The following is an 18,779-nucleotide window of genomic DNA, read 5'->3' as shown; positions in this document are numbered from 1 at the left end:
GGTCGAACCTGCCGCGCTGTGTGTCGGCCAATGATCCGCGTGATTCAGGGCCGCATCAAGCGCAGCACGTCACCCGGTAGGTGGCGGACGGCTCGAGAGTCGCCTGCCAACCCGGTGGCACCACGATGTTGGTGGTGTCTTCCTCGATCACGCAGGGGCCTTGCACTGTCTGTCCGGGCAGCAAGCGGTTGCCATTGAACACGGCGGTGGACTGCCAGTCGCCATCGGCGCTGAACAGCATGGGGCGCAGGCTGTTCGGAACCGGTGCCGGCGGGTTGGCCGGGCCTTGCAGCTCGGGCTGCGGCGGGCGCGGCAGATGGCCGATCACCGAGCACTCCAGGTTCACCAACTCCACCGGGCTGCCCTTTTCGCTGTAGGAATAGAGGGTTTTGTGAAGCGAGTGGAAGGACTCGCAAAGGGCGGCAAGGCCCGCTTCGTCGAGTTGATGCTCCTTCAGTTCCACGCTGCATTCATGGATCTGCCCGAGGTAGCGCATTTCCAAGGTGTAGTGGCAGCTGGTGGTCTCTTCGCCGAAACCATCGTCGCGCAAGTTGGCCAGCCCTTGCTGGCGCAGGTCGGCCATGGCGCGGTTGAGCTGGCCCAGGTCCACGTGTTCGGCGTCCAGGCGCATGGGCAGGGTGGTCAGCTGGTCATAGCGGACATCGGAGAGGATCTGGCCGAAGGCGCACAGGCCCGAGGCGACCTTGGGAATCAGTACGGTATGGATGCCGATCTCCTCGGCCAGGCGAACCACGTGCATGCCCGCCGCGCCGCCGGCTCCGATCAGGGCGAAGTCACGCGGGTCATGGCCGCGCTCGATGGACACGCGGCGGATGCCGTTGACCATGTTCAGGTTGACCAGCGTGGTGATGCCGAAGGCCGCGCGTTCGATGCTGATGCCCAGCGGATCGGCGATTTTCTGCCGGATGGCGTCCAGCGCCGCCTGGCGATTGAGGCGGATGGTGCCGCCGAGCAGGGCACCGTCCGGCAGGTAACCAAGGGCCAGGTTGGCGTCGGTCACGGTCGGCTCGGTGCCACCCTTGCCGTAGCACACCGGACCGGGCTTGGAGCCGGCACTGCGCGGACCGACCTGGAGCATGCCGAACTCGTCGAGGTGGGCGATGGAGCCGCCGCCGGCTCCCAGGGTTTCCACCTGAATCATCGGCACGCCGATGCGCTGGCGGAGGAAGTCCACGTCCTTGCTGAAGTTGGTGCGGCCAGCGTTGGTCAGGGTGATATCGAAGGAGGTGCCTCCCATATCGACGGTGATCACGTTGTCGATGCCGAAAGGACGAGCCACCGAGAGGCCTGCCTGCGGTGCCGAGGCTGGACCGGAGTTGATCGCATTCACCGCGCGGTCGCGCATCACATTGCCCGGAGCCAGACCGCCGTTGGACTGGAAGTAGCGCACCGGCTGCTGGGCGCCAAGTTCTTCGAACAGGGCGTCGATGCGTTCCACGTAGCGGCCCATCACCGGGCTCAGATAGGCGTTGACCACGGTGGTGGAGGTGCGGGTGTATTCGCGGATTTGCGGGAACACTTCGTTGCCGGTGCAGACGAAGACGCCGGGCAGGGCGGCGCGCACCAGTTCGGCGGCGCGTTTCTCATGGCTCGGGTTGCGCACCGACCAGACGAAGGAGATGGCGACTGCTTCCACGCCCTCGGCGCGGAAGTAGTCGATGGCGTCATGAATGGCACGCTCATCCAGTGGACTGTGCTCGCAGCCGTCGCTGAGGATGCGCCCGGCGATGGGGCGACGCAGGTGGCGCGGCACCAGCATGTGCGCCGGCGGGTAGTGGGCGTCGTAGCGGTGGCCTTCTTCCTTGTGGCCCAGACGGATTTCCAGGCTGTCTTCGTGGCCTTCGGTGCAGAGCAGCCCGACCTTCACGCCGGTGCGCTCGATTAGCGCATTGAGGGCTACCGTGGTGCCGTTGATGCACAGATCGCAGTTGGCAATGATGTCCGCCGGCGTGCGGCCGGTGGCGTCGGCGATCTGCGCGAGGCCGGCGCGGATGGCCAGGGTGCCGTCCTGCGGAGTGGAGGGCGCCTTGAACAGCTGCACGGAGCCGTCGCGGTTGGCGAGGATGAAGTCGGTGAAGGTGCCGCCGGCGTCGATGCCCAGGCGAAATTGGTTACGCATGTCGAATCTCCGATCAGTACTGGGCGCGGGCAGCGCGGGTGGCGGTTTCGTCGAGGTGACCGTCGGCGTCGAGGATTACGCCGTATTCCAGGGCTGCGCCCTTGGGCGAGACCAGGCCGTTACGCACGTCTTCCAGTACGGCGGCCACGGGGCGACGCAGCGGGTCGCCGTAGCCGCCACCACCCGGGTTGATGTTGATGATCCGCTCGCCCGGACGGACGGTGAGCATGGGGTTCTGGGTGTAGTGGGTTTCCTCGCCGTTGGCTTTGCAGTGGATCAGCCGGCCGAGCTTGGGCTCGATCAGTGCGTTGCGCGCACCGGCCGCTCCGGCCGTCGGCAGCTGCCGGCCTTCGCCGAAACCGACCATGGTCATGTCGTGGGCCAAGGGCTCGATCTCCAGGCGTGTGCCGGAGCCTCCGCGGAATTCGCCGGCGCCGCCGCTATCGGTCATCAGGCTGTAGCGGTGGATGACCACCGGGTATGCGTGTTCGAGCAGCTCGATGTCGCCGCTCATCAGCGCGCCGAAGCAGCACAGCGGGCCACGGGAGTGCCAGCCATCCATTTCCTTGTTGGCGCCGGCGCCGGAGATGATCGAGGCCAGGACCATGGTCACGTACTCGCTGTTCTCGTTGCGCGGGTCGCGGCCAGCGATGTTGATGCCGCTGGTGTGGCCCCAGGAGGCGGTGACGCGTTGTGGCGAGGCCTGCTCCAGGGCCAGGCGCACGGCATCGGCCAGGGTTTCCATCGGTGTGGTGGTGCAGTTGACGTGGGGCGCCGGCTCCTGGGCGTTGCACAGGGTGCCGCGCGGGCCGACGTCGACGCTGACGCAGCGGTACAGCCCTTCGTTATAGGGCGGGGCGACCTGGGCGAACATCATCAGCCCGAGGTAGACGCCGGATACCGAGTTACCCTCGTAGGAGTTGATGAAATAGGGCACCTGCGGTGGGCTTTCGATGCGTACGTGGGCCTGGTCGCCGCGGATTTCCACATGCGCCGTGATGGCCAGCTCACCCAGACCGTGGCCGGAGTCTTCGAGCACGGCGGTGCCGCTGTAGTGGCCGTCCGGTACGTCGCGCAGCAGGGCGCGCATATGGCGGTCGGCCATGTTCTTCAGCTCGGCGATGCAGGCGCGGACCTGCTCGACGCCGTACTTGTCGAGCAGATCCAGCAGGTGCCGTTCGCCGACGCTGCAGGCGCCGAACTGGGCATTGAGGTCGCCTTCCTGGTAGGCACGGGCGCGCATGTTGGTGAGCAACAGGTTGATCACGTCTTCACGGCGCTTGCCATTGGCCCACAGCTTGACCGGCGGGATGCGCAGGCCTTCGGCGTAGATCTCCTTGGCGTCCGGGTTGTAGCCGGCCGGCACCGGGCCGCCGATGTCGGTGAGGTGGCCCTTGCAGACAGTCCAGAACACCAGTTCGCCCTTGTAGAACACCGGCTTGTACATGCAGCAGTCGAGGATGTGGCTGCCCTTGTAGGCGGGGTCGTTGTGGTAGATCACGTCGCCTTCGGCAATGTCGTCGCCGAAGAACTCGGCCACGCACTTCATGGCGGGAATCAGCGAACCCAGGTGGATCGGGATGTCCTGGCCTTGCAGGATCATCTCCGGGAGGTGGTCGAACAGGGAGTTGGAGTAATCGTGGGCGAGGTTGAAGACACTGGAACGGCCCGTCTTCTCCAGGGTCAGGGTCATTTCGCGCTGCGCTGTTTCCAGCGCGCCTCGCACGACCGCCAGGGTAATGGGATCTACTGTTTTCATGGGGCACCAACGCTTGTTTTTATGTTTCGGGTGAGGGCCGTCTGCGCGCGGCCCGTGGGGTATACGCTACGGCTGGGGCGGGGTGGCTGGCTTGTCGCTGGGTGTACCCCTTGTTGCGTTTTGGCGCACTCGGGGAGGGGAATTACCGGGGCGCATTCCACGTAGGAGCGAGCTTGCTCGCGAAAAGGGCCTGCACCTTCGCCAGCAAGCTGGCTCCTACAAGAGCCGCAGGCCGGCGCCGATCCTCCGTCGGTAGGAGCGAGGTTGCTCGCGAATGGGCCTGCGTCTTCGCCAGCAAGCTGGCTCCTACAAGAGCCGCAGGCCGGCGCCGATCCTCCGTCGGTAGGAGCGAGCTTGCTCGCGAATGGGCCTGCGTCTCGGGGAGGGGAATTACCGGGGCGCATTCCACGTAGGAGCGAGCTTGCTCGCGGATGGGGCCTGCGTCTTCGCCAGCAATCGGGCTCAGGTCGGGTGGCTAGAAGTAGTACCCAATGTTGCTGTAGAGCTGGTTTTCCCAGCGGTCGCTGCCGCCGGCCCCGAGGCTCTGGGTGTAGCTGCTGCCCCCAATGTACGGGTCGTTCTTGCCGTGCAGCCATTCCAGGGCAATCCACAGTGGGCCGAAGCTGAAGGAGCTGCCGGCGATGAAGCGCTGGGAGTCCTGGAAGGCACTTTCATCCTTGTCGAACAGGCTGTAGTTGGCGTAGACCTTGATACCCGACAGCCAACCGTATTGCCCGGCGATGTCGTAGCTGAGGTCGGCCAGATAGAGGTTGCCCTTGGCGGCGACGTTGAAGGTGCCGTCGAAGCTACCGAAGGTTACCAGGCGGTCGTCGCCCGGATTCTTCGGGGTCATCTGCTGCCTTGCCGCCTGGGCCTGTACGCCCCAAGGGCCGTGCTTGCCGGAGAAATGCAGAGCGGCGGTGTAACGATGGCCGTCGCGGTCGGTGTCCTGGTTCTCCAGCGTCGAGGCGAGGCCCGAGAGGCCGATTTCCGATTTCCAGCCGCCGCCCTCGAATTCCCGCGCCAGGCGCCCGACGAAGATGTCCTTCTCGTGGTTGTCGCTGCCGTCGACCACATAATCATCGGCCGTGGCCACGCTGGTGCCATAGGTGCGGCCGCCTCGGCTGGTGCCTTCGCCCTGCTCGGCGGGGATCGGGTAGTAGGCCGCCTGCAAATCCCAGTCGCCGCTCTGTTGCAGGTACTTGAAGCCAATGTTCTGGGTGTCTTCCAGGCCGATCACGTTGCCTAGGCTTTCGAAGAAGGTGCTGCCGAAGTAGGGCAGCAGGCCAAAGGGAATCGCCGTCTGGCCCACCTGCAGCTGCTGCTCAGGGGAGAACTTGTAGCCAACCCAGGCGTACTCGGCGAAGGAGATATCGCCCACTTTGTCGGTGTAGTCAAACGGGTAGGCATCGCCGTAGAAACGGTACTTGGCGGCGGCGATCCAGGTGTCGGAATGGTAGTCCGCCGTGAGGAAGAAGGTATCGAAGCTGAACTTGGAAAGGTCCCGATCCGGGTCATAGTCCAGGCGCCCGCGGATGGCACCGCCGAGGTCTAGGTTGTCGGTAATTTCCACGGCGCTGGCTGGCAGGACGAGGCCGACGGCGAGCAGGGTTGCAAGAATCGAGTTAAGCCGAGTGTGTTGCAGGTTCATTGACCGCTCCGGTGTTCTTGTTGTGGGTTGCGGAGTAAAGGGCCGCCCGGAGGCGGCCGGGGGTATCAGCCGAGATCGCCCTGGGGCAGGGCTCGGCGGAACAGCACGGGCACTGCCAGGTAGCCGACGAAGGCCACCAGGAAGGCTGCCGGCGCAGAGCTGGTCGCCAGGTCGGCATTGCCACTGATGTGCAGGGCGATACCGACCGACGCCGAGATGAACCAGGCGAGCAGGCCGCGGGCGCGGAAGGCTGGCAAGCCGTCGAGGCGGTACTGCGCGGTGCGCGAGAAGAGGATGTGCGCCAGAGTGATCGCCACCCAGCCGACAATGAAGATGCTCTGGTAGGCCAGCGCCTGGAGGATGTAGCTGAACACGTCGAGCAACATCAACAGGTAGACCACCACGCCGCTCAACAGCGCCCAGACGACATAGGGCACTCGCGCCAGGCCCAGGTGGGCGAAGAAGGCTTGCATGTTGGTGGCAGCGAGGAAGAAGTTGCCGGTGTTGATACGCGTCTGGCTGATCCAGACGAATAGGAGGCCGCCCAGGCCCATCAGCTTGATGATCGCCAGCACCACCGAGACTTCACTCAAGCCGCCCTCGGTCGGAATGGTGGCGGCGAGGAAAATGCCCACCAGACCGTTGAGCAGGAAGGCCACGGCATAGAACGGCATGCCGAAGTTGAAGCGGGCGTGATAGTTGCTGTCTTCCTGGCGCCCGAAGCGGGCGTAGTCCCAGGTGTACATCATCAGCACCCACACACCCATGAAGTAGGTGAAGCAGTTCCACCAGCCGTGCTCGACCGGCCCACCTGCCGGTGCCATGGCCAGCCAGGCGGGCGAGTAGCCATATTCGGCGATGGCCATTGCCACCGCTGCCACCAGGCCGAGCAGGTAGAAGGGCAGCAGCACGCCGTTGAGCTTGTCGAGCCAGCGCATGGCGTTGCCGAAGATCAGCAGCACGCTGTAGCACACCACCAACAGGAAGGCCGCATGCAGGCCGATGGCGGGGAAGTAGTGCTGCAGCGCCACTGCCATGACCGAGCCTTCGAAGACGCTGTAATAGATCGCCGTGGCGCTGAAGATCAGCGTGGCCAGCGCCGCGCCTGTCTTGCCGAACAGCACCTGGGAGAACTGTGCCACCGACAGCCCGGTGGCGATGGCGTGACGGGTGATGACCGCATTGATCACGCCGTAGCTGATCACCGACAGCACCAGGCCGATGATGGCGTTCACCGTACCGTAGCCCATGGCCAGGGCGGCGGCGACCACCAGGTAGAACATCGCACTGCAAATGCCCCACCAGGCCATCGTCAATGAGCCACGGCTGAGCCGCTGAGAGTCCGGCACTGCGCCTTGGGATTGTTCAGGGGATGAATCGTTGTTCGAGAGTGCACCAGCCATGACCGTACCTTTCTTGTTGTTGGAGTGAGAGGCTCCGAAACAGTAAGGAAATCCGGTCGAGCTGAATTTGCGTTTGGCGCATGGGTTTTTGCGCTTGGGTGTACAGGTCAGGGCACGCCGTTGGCCATCTCCGTGAATGAATTCACTCCCCCGATGGTGCTGTGCTCGGGGCGAGTTTTTGCTGTGGGGGCGAATTCATTCGCAAAGGGCCGCGCAGCGGCCCCAAGAACATTCCAATCAGCGCGCTGCGTTACCCAGGCCACCCGCCTGCATGATCTCAGCAATGATCGGTACCGGCGTCATCAGGTGGCTGCGCATCATCTCGCTGGCGCGCTTTGCGTCACGGGCAAGGATGGCCTCGACCAGTGAGGCATGCTCCTGGCGCTTGAGCTCCAGGGCCTGTTCCGAGAACACCGTCTGCGTCAGCCACAGGTGGCGGTAGCGCTCGGCCTGGTCGAACAGGTAGGTGCGCGCCTGCAGCAGATGCTTGGAGCCGCAACCGGAGGCGATGGCAGAGTGGAACGCCTTGTGGCGTTCGTCCCAGATATCCAGGCGCTGCTCACGGGTCTTCACTTCCATCACCTTGGCCAGCGTGTGCGAACTGGCCAGCACCGAAGCCTCCCAGGCGTCGTCGCCACGCTCGATGGCCAGGCTGACGATCATCGCCTCCAGATTGGCGCGGGCATCGTAGATGTCCTTCATTTCTTCCAGTGACATCGGGGCGACGCGATAGCCCTTCTGGCTGATGGCGACCACCAGGTGCTCGGCTACCAGTTGCGACAGCGCCTCACGCAGAGGGCCGACGCCCAGGTCGTAGCGTTCCTTCAGGGCACTCATCAGCAGCTTCTCTCCGGGCTTGAACACGCCACGGATGATGTCCTGCTTGAGCCACTCATATCCGCTGAATGCTGAGTTTTGACGGGGAGCGAGAGCTTCCAAGGTCCTGTTCCTCAAAGCGTTTTGCGGATCATACCCAAACGTCGTATAGACGAAAAACAATAGACAAACGTGCGTTTTGAATTCGTTTAATAAAAATGTAGACATTTTTCCTTGGTGGCGATATTTTTGAATCGCCCGCCTGATCCAGATCATTGCTGGACGGCGAAATCCAACACCAATGTCAGGACACCGCCATGAATGCCTTTACGAAGATCGAGGACCTTGTGATGCCACTGCCGCTCGAGACCCGGGGTTACACCGTCACACCCTCGAAGCAGTCGCCCCGCCTCCTCGAGCTGACCTTCGCCCGCGAAACGGTCGAAGCTTTCGTCAAGGCCGTGGCCGAGTGGCCGGTCCAGGCGCTGGAGTACAAATCCTTCCTGCGCTTCCGCGTTGGCCAGATTCTCGATGACTTGTGCGAAGGCACCCTGCGCCCGGTCCTGCTGAACACCATCCTCGGCCGTTCCACCGGCGGGATGCTGATCAAGCCTGAAGGCCTGGATGACGTTTCCCAGGCCGAGGACATGGTGAAGTTCACCACCGCCTGTGCACACCTGATCGGTCGTTCCAACTTCGATGCCATGAGTGGCCAGTACTACGCCCGCTTCGTGGTGGTGAACACCGATAACTCCGACAGCTACCTGCGCCAGCCGCACCGCGTGATGGAGCTGCACAACGACGGTACCTTCGTCGACCAGATCACCGACTACGTGCTGATGCTGAAGATCGACGAGAAAAACATGGAAGGCGGCAACTCCCTGCTGCTGCACCTGGACGACTGGGAAGATCTGGACGCGTTCTTCACCCACCCGCTGGCTCGCCGTGAAATGCGCTGGACTGCGCCGCCGAGCAAGAACACCACCAAGGACGTGTTCCACTCGGTGTTCGACATCGACGCCGAAGGCCGCCCGACCATGCGCTACATCGACCAGTTCGTGCAGCCGGCCAACTTCGAGGAAGGCGTCTGGCTGCACGCCCTGTCGGAATCCATCGAGGGCAGCGATCAGAAACTGTCGATCCCGGTGCCGGTGGGCAGCTTCCTGCTGATCAACAACCTGTTCTGGCTGCACGGTCGCGACCGCTTCATCCCGCACGAAGGCCTGCGTCGTGAGCTGATGCGCCAGCGTGGCTACATCAGCTTCCAGAAGCCGATGTACCAGCGCGGTCAATAATCAATGGAGCGCGGCGGAGGGTTGCCCTTCGCCGCGCGCAACAGTTGTAGGAGCGCGCTTGCTCGCGAAGGTCCCGCGCACGGACATTCGCGAGCAAGCCCGCTCCTGCAGGCAGTTTTCAGCTACGCCAGTGCGCGAGGTAATGGCTGTGTACGACTTCATCATCATCGGCGGCGGCATCGTGGGTATGTCCACGGCCATGCAACTGACCCAGGTCTACCCGGACGCGAAGATTCTCCTGCTGGAGAAGGAATCCGGCCCGGCCCGTCACCAGACCGGCCACAACAGCGGTGTGATCCACGCTGGCGTCTACTACACCCCGGGCAGCCTCAAGGCGCGCTTCTGCCTGGAAGGCAACAAGGCCACCAAGACTTTCTGCGACAAGCACGGCATCCGTTACGACGAGTGCGGCAAGCTGCTGGTGGCCACCAACGAGCTGGAAATGGAGCGGATGCACGCGCTCTGGGAACGCACCGCAGCCAACGGCCTTAAGCGTGAATGGCTGTCGGCGGCCGAACTGCGTGAGCGCGAGCCGAACATCGTCGGCATGGGTGGCATCTTCGTGCCCTCCAGCGGCATCGTCAGCTATGCCGAAGTCACCGCCGCCATGGGCCGCGAGTTCCAGGCCGCCGGTGGCGAGATCCGCTACAACGCCGAAGTGGTCGCCCTCGACGAGCGCGCCGACGAAGTGGTCGTGCGCACCACCACCGACGAATTCCGTGGCCGTTACCTGGTGACCTGCTCCGGGCTGATGGCCGACCGCATCGTGCGCATGCTCGGCGTCGAACCGCAGTTCATCATCTGCCCCTTCCGTGGCGAGTACTACCTGCTGCCAAAGCAGCACAACCAGATCGTCAACCACTTGATCTACCCGATCCCCGACCCGTCCATGCCGTTCCTCGGCGTGCATCTGACCCGGATGATCGACGGCACCGTCACCGTCGGCCCCAATGCGGTGCTGGCGATGAAGCGCGAGGGCTATCGCAAGTCCGATATCTCCCTCTCCGACATGTTCGAGACCCTGACCTCGCCCGGCATCCTCAAGGTGCTGGCGAAGAACCTGCGTCCCGGCCTGATCGAGATGAAAAACTCCCTGTTCAAGGGCGGCTACCTCAAGGAAGTACAGAAGTACTGCCCCAGCATCACCAAGAGCGATCTCACCGAATACCCGGCCGGCGTGCGTGCCCAGGCGGTCTCCCGCGAGGGCAAGCTCATCGACGACTTCCTGTTCGTCAACACCGCGCGCAGCGTGAACGTGTGCAACGCGCCGTCACCTGCCGCCACCTCGGCCATCCCGATCGGCGCGTACATCGTCGAGAAGGTCCGCGAGCAGATCGCCAGCCAGGGCGCTGCCTTCGTAAAGCCAGCCACTCATAACAACCAGCGGGCCGCCGGCTGAGCCGACGTCACCGCCCCGACACATGAGGATGACAAGCGTGCAACTCAACGATTCCAACCTGTTCCGCCAGCAGGCCTACATTGATGGCGCCTGGGTCGATGCCGACAACGGCCAGACCCTCAAGGTGAACAACCCGGCTACCGGCGAAATCATCGGCAGCGTGCCGAAGATGGGCGCGGCCGAAACCCGCCGCGCCATTGAGGCCGCCGAGCGCGCCCTGCCGGCCTGGCGTGCGCTGACTGCCAAAGAGCGCGCCAACAAGCTGCGCCGCTGGTTCGAACTGATGATGCTGCACCAGGAAGACCTGGCTCGCCTGATGACCCTGGAGCAGGGCAAGCCACTAGTGGAGTCCCGCGGCGAGATCGCCTATGCGGCGTCTTTCCTCGAGTGGTTCGGTGAAGAGGCCAAACGTGTCTATGGCGACATGATCCCCGGCCACCAGGCCGACAAGCGCCTGATGGTGATCAAGCAACCGATCGGTGTCACCGCTGCCATCACCCCGTGGAACTTCCCCTCGGCGATGATCACCCGCAAGGCCGGCCCGGCGCTGGCTGCCGGCTGCACCATGGTGCTCAAGCCGGCCTCGCAGACCCCTTATTCCGCCCTGGCTCTGGCCGAGTTGGCCGAGCGCGCCGGCATCCCGAAAGGCGTGCTGAGCGTGGTCACTGGCAGCGCTGGCGAAGTCGGCGGCGAGCTGACCAGCAACCCGATCGTACGCAAGCTGACCTTCACCGGCTCCACCGAAATCGGCCGCCAGCTGATGGCCGAATGCGCCAAGGACATCAAGAAGGTGTCCCTGGAACTGGGCGGCAACGCGCCCTTCATCGTCTTCGATGACGCCGACCTGGACGCCGCTGTCGAAGGCGCGCTGGTCTCCAAGTACCGCAACAACGGCCAGACCTGCGTCTGCGCCAACCGCCTGTATGTGCAGGATGGCGTGTACGACGCCTTCGTCGACAAGCTGAAGGCCGCTGTCGCCCGCCTGAATATCGGCAACGGCCTGGAGGCTGGCGTCACCACCGGTCCGCTGATCGATGAGAAGGCCGTGGCCAAGGTCCAGGAGCACATCCAGGACGCGGTCAGCAAAGGCGCCAAGGTTGTCGCCGGTGGCAACCCGCACAGCCTGGGCGGCACCTTCTTCGAGCCGACCATCCTGATCGATGTGCCGAACAACGCTGCCGTGGCCAAGGAAGAAACCTTCGGCCCGCTGGCGCCGCTGTTCCGCTTCAAGGACGAGGCCGACGTGATCGCCATGTCCAACGACACCGAGTACGGCCTGGCCGCCTACTTCTATGCCCGCGACCTGGGCCGCGTGTTCCGCGTGGGCGAAGCGCTGGAGTACGGCATCGTCGGCATCAACACCGGGATCATTTCCAACGAAGTCGCGCCATTCGGCGGCATCAAGGCTTCAGGCCTGGGCCGTGAAGGCTCCAAGTACGGCATCGAGGATTACCTGGAAATCAAATACCTGTGCATCGGCGTGTAATCACGGCGGACATTCATCAAGCGTCAATTGGAGCGAAAATGAACACCAACCAGAGCCTGCAACAACGCCGCATGGCTGCCATTCCCCGTGGCGTCGGCCAGATCCACCAGGTATTCGCCGAGCGCGCCGAGAACGCCACCGTGTGGGACGTCGAGGGTCGTGAGTACCTCGACTTCGCCGGCGGCATCGCCGTGCTCAACACTGGCCACCTGCACCCGGGCGTCATGGCTGCCGTGCAGGAGCAACTGGCGAAACTGACCCACACCTGCTTCCACGTATTCGGCTACGAGCCCTACGTGACCTTGGCCGAGAAGATCAACCAGCTGGTGCCGGGCAACTTCGAGAAGAAGACCCTACTGGTCACCACCGGCGCCGAAGCGGTGGAAAATGCGATCAAGATCGCCCGCGCCGCCACTGGCCGCAACGGCGTGATCGCCTTTACCGGCGCCTACCACGGCCGTACCCAATACACCCTGTCGCTGACCGGCAAAGTGGTGCCGTACTCCGCGGGCATGGGCCTGATGCCGGGCGGCGTGTACCGCGCGCAGTATCCGAACGCCCTGCATGGCATCTCGGTCGACGAGGCCATGGCCAGCATCGAGCGCATTTTCAAGAACGACGCCGCTCCCAGCGACATCGCTGCGATCATCCTCGAGCCGGTGCAAGGGGAGGGCGGCTTCAACGTCGCGCCCAAGGACTTCATGGCCCGCCTGCGCGCCCTGTGCGACCAGCACGGCATCCTGCTGATCGCCGACGAAGTGCAGACCGGCGCTGGCCGTACCGGAACCTTCTTCGCCATGGAGCAGATGGGGGTAGCCCCGGACCTGACCACCTTCGCCAAGTCCATCGCCGGTGGCTTCCCGCTGGCCGGTGTCGCTGGCCGTGCCGAGGCCATGGACGCCGTTGCCCCAGGCGGCTTGGGCGGCACCTACGCGGGTAGCCCGGTTTCCTGCGCCGCGGCCCTGGCGGTTATCGAAGCCTTCGAGAACGAAAAGCTGCTGGACCGTGCCAAGTCCGTGGGTGAAATCCTCACCACTGGCCTGCGCAAGATCGGCGAGCGCCATGCCAGCATCGTCGAGGTTCGCAACCTGGGCGCGATGGTCGCAGTCGAGCTGTTCGAAGGCGGCGATCTGGCCAAGCCAGCGGCCGAGCTGACCGGCAAGATTGTCGCCAAGGCGCGCGAGAAGGGCCTGATCCTGCTGTCCTGCGGCACCTACTACAACGTCCTGCGGATCCTCGTGCCGCTGACTGTCAGCGACGTCGACCTCGAGCGTGGCCTGGCCATTATTGGCGAGTGCTTCGACGAACTGGCTTAAGGCTTCCGAGCGTCACCCCTGGTCTATTGCTCAACCCGTCCCTGCCCCGGAAACCGTCCCGGGCAGGACGGGCTTTTTTTGATTTCGCGTCAGGCTCCTGCGGGTGCCGACGCTGCTCTCACGGGCATGACAACAACAAAGGTAATGCCATGCAGACTCACAAGAACAACCTGAGTCATGGGTTGAAATCGCGGCATGTCACCATGCTGTCCATCGCCGGTGTCATCGGTGCCGGCCTCTTCGTCGGTTCCGGCCGCGCCATCGCCGAAGCCGGTCCGGCCACCATCCTGGCCTACATCTTCGCCGGTGCGCTGGTCGTCCTGGTGATGCGCATGCTGGCCGAAATGGCCGTCGCCTCGCCGGATAGCGGCTCCTTCTCCACCTATGCCGATCAAGCCATCGGCAAGTGGGCCGGCTACACCATCGGCTGGCTTTATTGGTGGTTCTGGGTCCTGATCATCCCCATCGAAGCCAACATCGCGGCCACCATCATCAACACCTGGGTACCGCAACTGGATATCTGGGTGTTGTCGCTTGTGATCACCCTATTGCTCACAGCCACTAACCTGTTCAGCGTGAAGAACTACGGTGAGTTCGAGTTCTGGCTGGCGCTGGTCAAGGTGGCGGCGATCGTCGGCTTCATCATCCTCGGTGCCTGCGCCATCCTCGGCCTGCTGCCGAACACGGGTGTCAGCGGCGTTTCACGACTGTGGGACACCGGCGGTTTCATGCCCAACGGCTTCGGTGCAGTGCTGAGCGCCATGCTGATCACCATGTTCTCTTTCCTCGGCGCGGAAGTGGTGACCATTGCCGCGGCCGAGTCCGATGCGGCTGAGAAGCAGATCTCCAAGGCCACCAACTCGGTGATCTGGCGGATTACCCTGTTCTACATCCTGTCGATCTTCATTGTCGTCGCCCTGGTGCCCTGGACCGATCCGCGCCTGGCCACCGAAGGCTCCTACGTCACCGTACTGGACACCCTCGGAGTGCCGCACGCCAAGGCCATCATCGACGTCGTCGTGCTGACCTCGGTGACCAGCTGCCTCAACTCTTCGCTCTACACCGCCTCGCGCATGCTCTATTCCCTGAGCCGTCGCGGCGATGCACCGGCCTGCGCGCGCGTCACCACCACCACCGGCACCCCGATCTACGCCGTGCTGCTGTCCACCGCCGCCGCCTTCCTGACCGTGATCGCCAACTACCTGGTGCCCGCCAAGGTGTTCGGCTTCCTTATGGCCAGCTCCGGCGCCATCGCCCTGCTGGTGTACCTGGTCATCGCCATCTCGCAACTGCGCATGCGCAAGCGGATGATCGCCGAGGGCAAGCCGATTCAATACCGCATGTGGCTGTACCCCTGGCTGACCTGGGGCGTGATTGCCTTCATCGTCAGTGTGCTGGTGGTGATGCTGTTCCGTCCGGACCACCGCATCGAAGTCCTTGCCACCGCCGTGCTCAGCATCCTCGTGGTGTGCTCCGGCCTGCTGGTGACCCGCCGCCGCGCGAAAGAGGAAAGCGTTGTGGGTAATTTGCAGGTATCTGAGCGCTGATCCTGCAAACGTAGCCCGGACTGAAGTCCGGGCTACGTGTCTGATAGGTCTTGAAGAGAATCCCCCTACAAAGCTATCAGCAGTTTCTCTGGGGTCATGACGTTAGATCGCCATTATGGGTAGACTGCAGGCTCCTATGGCCGATACGCGCCAGGCGGCTCATTACAGTCCTGGCGAAGCAGAGTCCAGATGCAGCCCTTGTACTCTCTCAAGGTGCCGGAGAGCGCCAACGATGAGCGATTCGATGGTCTGGCACGCCTGACCAGATGCCATTTCGGTGTCATGGCTGTGTTGGTCACGACTGGCGTCGAAAACCAGCAACAGGTCAGGACTTGCGACGGCATGGCCTTCAGCAATGCATCCCGGATTGGTTGCTTTGGCAAGCCCTGGGGGGGCGCCGACGCGCTCCTTGTCGTCCCTGACGCCCATTGCGACGAGCGCTTCCGTGATCACGACCTGGTAGTGGCTGCTCCCCATGTGCGTTTTTTTGCCGGTTGCCCGCTACGGGGCCCGGATGGCGGCCTGCTCGGCATGTTGTGCCTGCTGCACGACCAACCTCGTGAACTGGACGCAACTCAGCAGCACCTGTTTCGCGAACTCGCCCAATTGGCAGCTGACATGCTTGCGCGGGAAGAGGCGCACACCCACCTCCAGCGGGAACTCGATGCATTGCGCGAAAGCGAAAGGCGCATGGCGCTCGCCATGGCCGGAAGCGGTACCGGTATCTGGGACCGCAACGTGGCGACCGGCGAGATTCATTACTCCACCGGCTGGAAAGCGATGCTGGGGTATGCCGAGCACGAAGTCGGCAATCGCATCGAGGAGAGCTACACCCGTGTCCACCCGGCGGACCTCGATTATGTGAGAGCGACCATCCTGGCTCACTTCGAGCAGCGAACCGACGCGTACGAAGTGGAGCACCGCATCCGTTGCCGGGACGGTAGCTACAAATGGGTCTGCAGCCGTGGCAAGGTCGTCGAGCGCGATGGGGCCGGCAAACCATTGCGCATGATCGGCACCACCACGGACATCACCGCCATGCGCACCCTGTCGGAGCGGGTGCAGCAGACCGCCGAGCTGATGACCGACCTGACCAATGAGATTCCGGGCATGGTCTTCCAGTACCGTCGGCAGCCGGACGGCACCTCGCGCTTCTCCTATGTCAGTGCCGGGGTTCAGGACATCTACGGACTCACGCCGGAGCAACTGGCCGGAAGCGCGGAGGCGCTGCATGCAATCATCCACCCGGACGACTTGCCGCGATACCTGGCTTCCTTCGAAGTCTCCGCGAACGACCTGACACCCTGGCACCTCGAGTACCGTGTGCAGCTGCCGGGGCAGGGGATCCTCTGGCGCCAGGGCGACGCGCGCCCCAGGGGGTTGGAGGACGGTGGTGTGCTCTGGCACGGCTTCATCACCGATATCACCGAACGCAAGCAGATCGAGGCCGAGCTGCAGGTGTTCGCCACTACGGACTTCCTTACCCAGCTGTCCAACCGCCGGCATTTCATGCATCAGCTCGAAGTCGAACTGGCCCGGGTGCAGCGCTCCGCAGGCCATTGCGCAGCCATCCTCATGTTCGACCTGGATCATTTCAAGTCAATCAACGACCGCTGGGGCCACTCCGTCGGCGATCAGGCTTTGCGCCATTTCGCAGGGATTCTGTGTGCGCAGCTGCGCAAGACCGATGCCGCTGGCCGGATGGGGGGCGAAGAGTTCGCAGTGGTGCTGAGCAACGCGAATATTGACGAGGCCAAGACCTTCGCCCAGCGCATCCAGCACGAACTCGCCGAGTCACCCGTGCTGCACGACCAAGAGCGAATCCCCCTGGCCATCAGTGTCGGCATTACGGCCATCGACGCCAATGACGCCACCGCCGAGTCCGCACTGTCGCGGAGCGACATGGCGCTGTACCGCGCCAAACGCGGCGGTCGCAACCGCATCGAGTGCTATTGAGCACCGATCCTGCGGGTGCGAGTTCATTGGCAAATGACCTCGCCCCGAAGTGGGCCTCTTGGAGAGCCGGTAGACAGGAAGAGTGTTGTCCACCAAGGCAGATCCAGGCTGCCTCGCTATTCGAGAGCGGTTTGAGTCGACCCGTTGCCGCCATTCACTCCATCGATCTCAATGTCAGATAGGCAGCGGAAACGGCACGACCTGAGAGTGACTGGGGACTGCATTCCGAAGGGGCTGTAGCCTGTCATTCGTGAACGGTTCGGTTGCCTCCAAGCCATCCGCGTCTAGGCTAAGGCTGACATGAAGGTCCGGAGCAAGGCTGGGCATTCCTTCATCGGTGCATCGCCTGCAAGCGGAATGCGGTTGCGATTGGCAAGTGCTCAGAAACAGGTGGTCTAGCTATGTCGCTCGTGCTCTACGGTCATCCTTTCTCGTCGTACACGCAGAAAGCCCTTATCGCGCTGTACGAGAACAATACGCCGTTCGAGTTTCGCTGCCTTGGGCCGGACACGCCACAGCACTCGGCGGACTGGCTGCGGCTGTGGCCCCTGGGCAAGTTCCCGGTGCTGCTCGATGGCGAGCGCAGCATCGCCGAGACGAGCATCATCATCGAGTATCTGCAATTGGCGCATGGGGGGGCTTTGCGTTTGTTGCCAACCGAACCGATGGCGGCCCTGGACGTGCGCTTCCTTGATCGCTTCTTCGACCTCCATGTGATGAGCCCGGTGCAACATGCGGTCAGTGGGGCTCTGACGGGCGACGCGGCGAAGCGCCGGGACGGTCTCGAGACTGCAGTGGAGAAGCTTGAGCGCGCGTACGCCTGGCTCGAAGGGCATCTGGCCGACAGGCTGTGGGCGGCGGGTGAAGATTTCACGCTGGCTGACTGTGCGGCGGCGCCGTCGCTTTTCTACGCCGACTGGACGCACCGCATCTCCGATGTCTACCCCGTGCTTCGAGCGTATCGTACGCGCCTGCTGGCACGCCCCTCGTTCGCCCGGGCCGTCGATGAAGCTCGCCCATACCGCCCGCTCTTCCCGCTCGGTGCGCCCGACCGGGATTGAGCTCCTCCGCGCACGGTGGGGCCTGCGTTTTGCGCGGCTGACGCTTCCGCTCACAGCCGGAGCGGCCAAGCGGCCCGTGAATCTGAAGCGTCGCTCCTGACCGATCTCTGTCAGGCATGACCGGCAGAAGTCGGCCTTTGCAGTCGTTTAGCTGCTAATTTTACAGCCACCGATAATGGCCGTCGGCGAGGTCACGTCGGCGCGTCACTCGGGAAGACCGGCCTTGCGGTAGCCATCAACCAGATGCTCTAGCGTCGCAGCGTCGCGGAATGGCCCCGTCGTGACCCGGTGGGTAGAGCATCGTGGACGCTGGCTTTATAGATCTCGACATGCTGCTCACAAGAGTTCGGCATGCGCAGTCGAAGGTTCATTTTCTCGACGCTGTAAAGCCTACAGCCGAAAAGGCTGGCGCATCTTTCATGGATGCCCGATGGGGTTCGTCGTAAACATTCCGATCGCTTGAATTTAGAGGAGACGCAGCATGGAGCGATTCAGGGGCGGTTGCCTTTGCGGCAACGTCCGAATTGTGGCGTCGGGACTCCCATACCGGGTCGGCCTTTGTCACTGCCTCGACTGCCGCAAGCATCATGGGGCGCTTTTTCACGCATCCGCGGTATTCCCTCAGGATGCGGTGACGATTGAAGGTGAAACACGCGACTATGCCGGGCGGTTTTTCTGTCCCCACTGCGGCTCGTCCGTGTTCGCACGCACTGCCGACGAAATCGAAGTGAACCTGGGATCCCTGGATGCCCCTGACCAACTGATGCCAACCTACGAAAGCTGGATCATCCGTCGCGAGTCCTGGTTGCCGCCGTTTCCGCTGGCGAGACGATACGAGCGCGATCGTGACGCCACGAGTCGCTTTGAGGAGTAGGTGGCACGAACGGTGCGAAGTAGCCTCTGCAGCAGTTGGGCCGGAGCAATGAGCTCCCTTATCGTCACCGCTGCTG

General features: G+C 63.4%; 13 protein-coding genes. 8 read left to right on the top strand and 5 right to left on the bottom strand.

The genetic code is table 11. The features are described 5' to 3' along the window. Positions 1–55: 55 nt before the first annotated feature. The 5 genes from OXH74_RS01840 to csiR form a co-directional block, all read right to left on the bottom strand. On the bottom strand, positions 56–2,140 hold the full coding sequence (locus tag OXH74_RS01840; protein WP_375739835.1) for a hydantoinase/oxoprolinase family protein: 2,085 nt from the start codon (positions 2,138–2,140) through the stop codon (positions 56–58). Positions 2,141–2,153: 13 nt separating this feature from the next. Continuing rightward, complete coding sequence (locus tag OXH74_RS01835) at positions 2,154–3,899, bottom strand: hydantoinase B/oxoprolinase family protein (protein ID WP_215374557.1); 1,746 nt, start codon at positions 3,897–3,899, stop codon at positions 2,154–2,156. Between the two features lie 475 nt (positions 3,900–4,374). Next, on the bottom strand, positions 4,375–5,550 hold the full coding sequence (locus tag OXH74_RS01830) for a hypothetical protein (RefSeq protein ID WP_375739834.1): 1,176 nt from the start codon (positions 5,548–5,550) through the stop codon (positions 4,375–4,377). Between the two features lie 65 nt (positions 5,551–5,615). Next, positions 5,616–6,953: a purine-cytosine permease family protein gene (locus tag OXH74_RS01825; RefSeq protein ID WP_375739833.1), complete on the bottom strand. Its 1,338-nt coding sequence runs from the start codon at positions 6,951–6,953 to the stop codon at positions 5,616–5,618. Positions 6,954–7,190: 237 nt separating this feature from the next. Beyond that, a complete protein-coding gene (csiR, locus tag OXH74_RS01820) occupies positions 7,191–7,892 on the bottom strand; it encodes a DNA-binding transcriptional regulator CsiR (protein ID WP_215374552.1) in 702 nt (233 codons plus the stop codon). A 194-nt stretch (positions 7,893–8,086) separates the two neighbouring features. Between csiR and glaH the strand changes: the two genes are divergently transcribed. From glaH to OXH74_RS01780, 8 genes are all read left to right on the top strand, one after another. After that, positions 8,087–9,064, top strand: a complete 978-nt coding sequence (gene glaH, locus OXH74_RS01815; RefSeq protein WP_375739832.1) for a glutarate dioxygenase GlaH — start codon at positions 8,087–8,089, stop codon at positions 9,062–9,064. A gap of 148 nt (positions 9,065–9,212) precedes the next feature. After that, positions 9,213–10,463, top strand: a complete 1,251-nt coding sequence (gene lhgO, locus OXH74_RS01810; RefSeq protein ID WP_375741701.1) for an L-2-hydroxyglutarate oxidase — start codon at positions 9,213–9,215, stop codon at positions 10,461–10,463. A gap of 37 nt (positions 10,464–10,500) precedes the next feature. After that, complete coding sequence (gene gabD, locus OXH74_RS01805; RefSeq protein ID WP_375739831.1) at positions 10,501–11,949, top strand: NADP-dependent succinate-semialdehyde dehydrogenase; 1,449 nt, start codon at positions 10,501–10,503, stop codon at positions 11,947–11,949. A 38-nt stretch (positions 11,950–11,987) separates the two neighbouring features. Beyond that, positions 11,988–13,265 carry a 4-aminobutyrate--2-oxoglutarate transaminase gene (gabT, locus tag OXH74_RS01800; protein ID WP_375739830.1) on the top strand — a complete coding sequence of 426 codons (1,278 nt, stop codon included), beginning with the start codon at positions 11,988–11,990 and terminating at the stop codon, positions 13,263–13,265. A 149-nt stretch (positions 13,266–13,414) separates the two neighbouring features. Continuing rightward, positions 13,415–14,812 (top strand): GABA permease, encoded by a 1,398-nt coding sequence (gene gabP, locus OXH74_RS01795; RefSeq protein ID WP_375739829.1) that lies wholly within the window; start codon positions 13,415–13,417, stop codon positions 14,810–14,812. Between the two features lie 189 nt (positions 14,813–15,001). Beyond that, positions 15,002–16,768: a diguanylate cyclase gene (locus tag OXH74_RS01790; protein WP_375739828.1), complete on the top strand. Its 1,767-nt coding sequence runs from the start codon at positions 15,002–15,004 to the stop codon at positions 16,766–16,768. Between the two features lie 401 nt (positions 16,769–17,169). Next, positions 17,170–17,829 carry a glutathione S-transferase family protein gene (locus OXH74_RS01785; RefSeq protein ID WP_375739827.1) on the top strand — a complete coding sequence of 220 codons (660 nt, stop codon included), beginning with the start codon at positions 17,170–17,172 and terminating at the stop codon, positions 17,827–17,829. Positions 17,830–18,310: 481 nt separating this feature from the next. After that, positions 18,311–18,703: a GFA family protein gene (locus OXH74_RS01780; protein ID WP_375739826.1), complete on the top strand. Its 393-nt coding sequence runs from the start codon at positions 18,311–18,313 to the stop codon at positions 18,701–18,703. Positions 18,704–18,779 lie beyond the last annotated feature (76 nt).

Source organism: Metapseudomonas boanensis (assembly GCF_042232855.1).
GTDB classification, from domain to species: domain Bacteria; phylum Pseudomonadota; class Gammaproteobacteria; order Pseudomonadales; family Pseudomonadaceae; genus Metapseudomonas; species Metapseudomonas boanensis.
The sequence above is the reverse complement of the archived record's forward strand: the minus strand, read 5'-3'. Positions and strand labels throughout refer to the sequence as shown.